The organism is Nonomuraea sp. ZG12, assembly GCF_052068115.1.
Lineage (GTDB): Bacteria > Actinomycetota > Actinomycetes > Streptosporangiales > Streptosporangiaceae > Nonomuraea.
On sequence record NZ_JBQHCW010000069.1, the window covers coordinates 1 to 4,938 of the forward strand.

The 4,938-nt window shown below is 69.1% G+C and carries 2 protein-coding genes; both read left to right on the plus strand.

Annotated elements, in window-relative coordinates; all coding sequences use genetic code 11:
- Window positions 1-897, plus strand: an 897-nt coding sequence (locus ACTMTF_RS49225; RefSeq protein ID WP_441117010.1) for a phosphopantetheine-binding protein, incomplete at its 5' end; no start/stop codon positions are given.
- A 49-nt stretch (window positions 898-946) separates the two neighbouring features.
- Window positions 947-4,938, plus strand: a 3,992-nt coding sequence (locus tag ACTMTF_RS49230; protein ID WP_441117011.1) for a type I polyketide synthase, incomplete at its 3' end; no start/stop codon positions are given.

Below are 4,938 nucleotides of genomic sequence, written 5' to 3' on the forward strand. Positions count from 1 at the left end.
ACGTTCGGTGGTGGCGGGCAGGGTAATTACGCGGCGGCGAACGCGTTTTTGGATGCGTTGGCGCAGAATCGGCGCGGTCGAGGGCTGGCGGGTGTTTCGCTGGCATGGGGGCCGTGGGCCGGTGGTGGGATGGCGCAGGCGGGTGAGGCGGTTCGGCAGCGGCTCGATCGGGGTTTGTTGCGGATGATGGAGCCTGCTTTGGCGTTGCGGGTGCTGGGTCAGGCGTTGGAGTCCGGTTCGGACGGTGTGCTGACCGTCATGGATGTCGACTGGGCGCAGGCGGCGTCCCGGATGGGTGACCTGCGCCAGGCGCCCTTTGTGCGTGATCTGCCTGAGGTCCGCGCGCTTGCGCCTGTCGAGCCGTCCGGTGGGGGTGGTTCGGATCTGGCTCGAGAGTTGGCCGGGTTGAGCCGGGCGGCGCAGGAGCAGAAGCTCGCTGATCTGGTCCGCGCCGAGGCTGCGACCGTACTCGGTCACACCTCCGCCGCGGCGGTGGACGCCGGGCGGGCGTTCAAGGAGCTCGGGTTCGACTCGCTGACCGCCGTCGAGCTGCGGAACCGGTTGAACGCGGCCACCGGTCAGCGACTCCCCGCCACCGTCATCTTCGACTACCCCACGTCCGCAGTTCTGGCGGCTCATCTTCGGGCCGCGATCTACCAGGACGAGGACCCAACGCCACCGGTGTTCACCGAACTCGACGTACTGGAAGACACCCTTTCGGCCGTACCAGCGGGCAGTGATATTCGCGCGGATATCACAGCCCGTTTGCAGACCCTCCTTTCGAAGTGGATCGGCGCTGACGACATTCCGAAGGAGAACGAGGCTGTCGGCAAACTCGAGGCCGCAACCGCCGACGAGGTTCTCGATTTCATCGACAAAGAACTCGGAATGTCGTAGATCCGATGCTCATCGAACCGTTCACCACTGGATCTGAGGGAGAACTCTGATGGTAGAGAATGAAAAACTTCTGGCCTACCTGAAGAGAGTGTCGGCCGAGCTGTACGAAACTCGTGAACGTTTGCGCAAATTCGAGATGGGTGAGCTGGAGCCCGTCGCGATCGTCGGGATGAGCTGCCGGCTCCCCGGAGGCGTCGACAGCCCGGAGACCCTGTGGGAGCTGCTGGCCGAGGGCACGGACGCGATTGCCGCGCTGCCGGCGGGCCGTGGCTGGGAAACCGACATCGAACTCGACCCGGACTCGACCATGTGCCGGGGCGGGTTCGTCTACGACGCGGCCGAGTTCGATGCCGGGTTCTTCGGGATCAGCCCGCGTGAGGCGCTGGCGATGGACCCGCAGCAGCGGCTGCTGCTGGAGATCTCGTGGGAAGCGCTGGAGCGGGCCGGGATCGACCCGAAATCACTGCGAGGATCGCCCACAGGGGTGTTCGCCGGAGGCACCAGTTCCGGTTATCCGGCGAGTGCGGCTGCGGGATCCGGTATGTACCAGATGACCGGGACCGCGCCCAGCGTCATTTCCGGGCGGGTCTCGTACACGCTGGGTCTTGAGGGTCCGGCGGTGACGGTGGACACGGCTTGTTCGTCGTCGTTGGTGGCGCTGCATCTGGCCGCTCAGGCGCTCCGCGCGGGAGAGTGTTCGCTGGCGCTGGCCGGCGGGGTGACGGTCATGGCCGTCCCCGCGGCATTCTCGGAGACCTCCCGTCAGGAAGGGCTGGCCGAGGACGGCCGGTGCAAGGCGTTCTCGGCGGCCGCGGACGGGACCGGCTGGGCCGAGGGCGCCGGAATCCTGGTCCTGGAGCGGCTGTCGGACGCGCGCCGGCATGGGCATCGGGTGCTGGCGGTCGTCCGTGGCAGTGCGGTGAATCAGGACGGTGCGTCGAACGGGTTGACCGCTCCGAATGGTCCTTCGCAGCAGCGGGTGATTCGTGCGGCGTTGGCGAGTGCTCGGTTGTCGGTGGCGGATGTGGATGTGGTGGAGGCGCACGGCACCGGGACGGTGCTGGGCGATCCGATCGAGGCGCAGGCGTTGTTGGCGACGTACGGGCAGGATCGGCCGGAGGGGCGGCCGTTGTGGCTGGGGTCAGTGAAGTCGAACATCGGTCATGCCCAGGCCGCCGCGGGTGTCGCCGGAATCATGAAGATGGTGCTGGCGCTCCAGAACGGGCTGCTGCCGCCTACATTGCATGCTGCTGAGCCGTCTGCGCATGTTGATTGGTCGTCCGGTCAGGTCCGGTTGCTGACGGAGGCGGTGCCGTGGCCGGTCGACGGCCGTACCCGGCGGGCCGGGGTGTCGTCGTTCGGGATCAGCGGTACGAACGCGCACGTCATCCTCGAAGAGGCACCGGTGAGCGAGCCGGACACTGCGCACGACGAGGCTCCCGCCGAGCCGGACACTCTGGAGGAGCGCCGGGACAGCAGCCCGAAAGCTGCCGGGCCGGTGCTGACCGGGGCTCCGGCGTGGTTGGTGTCGGGGCGGAGTCGGGAGGCGTTGCGGGGGCAGGCGGTTCGGTTGGCCGCGCGTCTGGATGCCGGTACGGATCTCCATCCGCTGGATGTGGGGTGGGCTTTGGCGACTTCTCGGTCGACGTTCGAGCATCGGGCGGTGGTGCTGGGCGGGGATCGGGATGAGTTGGTGGCGGGGTTGTCGGCGTTGGCGGCGGGTGAGTCGTCGGCCGGTGTGGTGAGTGCGGTGGCCGGGGCGGTGAGCCCGGTGGTGTTCGTGTTCCCGGGTCAGGGGTCGCAATGGGTCGGCATGGGTCGGGAGCTGGCTGAGACCAGTCCGGTGTTCGCGGCTCGGTTGGCTGAGTGTGGTCGGGCTTTGGCTCCGTACGTGGACTGGTCCCTGGACGAGGTCCTGGCTGGAGCCGCCGGGTTTGACCGGGTGGATGTGGTTCAGCCGGCGCTCTGGGCGGTGATGGTGTCGCTGGCTGCGGTGTGGCAGGCGGCCGGGGTGGAGCCGGGTGCGGTGGTCGGTCACAGCCAGGGGGAGATCGCGGCTGCGGTTGTCGCCGGGATCCTGTCGCTGGAGGACGCTGCCAAGATCGTGGCGCTGCGGAGTCGGGCTCTGACTGCCCTGTCGGGTCGGGGCGGGATGCTCTCGATCGCCGAATCCGCCGACGAGGTTGAGACCCGGGTGGCCGCCTGGGGTGGCCAGGTGGCGATCGCGGCCGTGAACGGCCCCGGCGCCACAGTGGTCTCGGGGGAGCCCGCCGTACTGAACGAGATCGCCGCCGAGTGCGAACGCGCGGGGGTGCGAACCCGCCTGCTGCCGGTCGACTACGCCTCTCACGGGCCGCAGGTGGAGGGGCTGCGGGAGGAGATCCTGGGGCTGCTGGACGGGGTCACCCCGCAGCCAGGCCGGATCCCGCTGGTATCGGCGATGACGGGTGAGTCTCTCGAAGGCTCGGAGATGAACGCCGACTACTGGTACGCGAGTTTGCGTGGGTCGGTGTGGTTCTCGCGGGCGGTGGAGGCGCTGTATGACGGTGGGCATCGGGTGTTCGTTGAGGTGTCTCCGCATCCGGTTTTGACCGGGGCGATCGGTGCCACGCTCGATTTGCGGTCGCAGGTGGAGGTTGAGGATCCGCCGGTGGTGGTGGGGACGTTGCGTCGTGACGATGGCGGGTCGCTGCGTGTGCTGCGGTCTTTGGCCGAGGTGCATGTCCGGGGTGTGCCGGTTGATTGGCGGGCGGTGTTGACGCCTGGCCGGCGGGTGGATCTGCCGACGTATGCGTTCGTGCGGGAACGGTTCTGGGCGGAGGGGGCATCGGCGGTCCCGTCCGGTGGCCGGGCGGAGGAGCGGTTCTGGGCGGCTGTCGATGACGGTGACGTGGCCGGTCTGGCGGAGACTTTGGCGCTGGAGGGGCGGCGGCTGGAGGGGGTGTTGCCCGCGTTGGCGTCGTGGCGGCGCCGGGAGCGGGATCAGTCGCGGACGGCGGATTGGCGGTATCGGATCTCGTGGGTGCCGATCACCGACCGTCTGCCGGTGGGTGACCGTCGCGCGGCTGTCTTGACCGGGACGTGGCTGGTCGTGACGGGGTCTGCGGGTGCCGGGTCGGCTGCCGTGTGCGTTCAGGCGCTGGCCGGCCACGGAGCGGGTGTTGTTTTTGCTGAGGTTGCGTCGGTGGATCGGGAGGTTTTGGCGGCTCGGCTTCGGGAGGTCGTCGGAGAGCGGTCGTTGTCCGGGGTGGTGTCGCTGTTGGCGATGGAGGAGATGTCGCTGGCGGACAGCCCGGTGGTGTCGACGGGGTTGGCTGCCACGGTCGGTTTGATCCAGGCTCTCGGGGATCTTGAGCTTGCTGCGCCGCTGTGGGTGCTGACGTCGGGTGCGGTCGGACCCGAGCAGGCGTCGGCCGCCTTGGCGCAGGCTTCGGTGTGGGGTTTGGGCCGGGTCGCGGGTCTGGAGCATCCGGACCGGTGGGGCGGCTTGATCGACGTGCCCGAGGTGCTGGACGGCCCGGTGGCGGACCGGCTGTGTGCGGTGCTGGCGGCGGGCGGCGAGGACCAGGTGGCGATCCGGGGCACGGAGGTGTTCGCCCGGCGTCTGGTACGGGCTTCACGGTCGCCGTCTGAGCAGCTGCGGGTTCGGAACGCTTGGGCTCCGGGTGGGAGCGTGCTGGTGACCGGGGGAACCGGGGCGATCGGTGGCCGGCTGGCTCGTTGGGTGGCGGGCCGGGGTGCGAGCCGGGTGGTGTTGTCGAGTCGCTCCGGTCCGGCTGCCAACGGCATTGGCGCGCTGGCGGCGGAGTTGGCGTTGGCGGGTACGTCAATGGCGGTGCTGGCTGCCGATGTCGGTGTCAGGGCTGAGGTGGCGGCCCTGGTGGAGTGGATCGGTGGGACCGGGCCTCGGGTGAGTTCGGTGTTCCACGCGGCTGGTGTGGGGGGCGGGGATCCGCTGACCCAACTGAGCGTGGTCGGGTTGATGGCGTCGATGGCGGCGAAGGCCGGTGGCGCTGCGCATCTGGATGAGCTGGCGGTGGA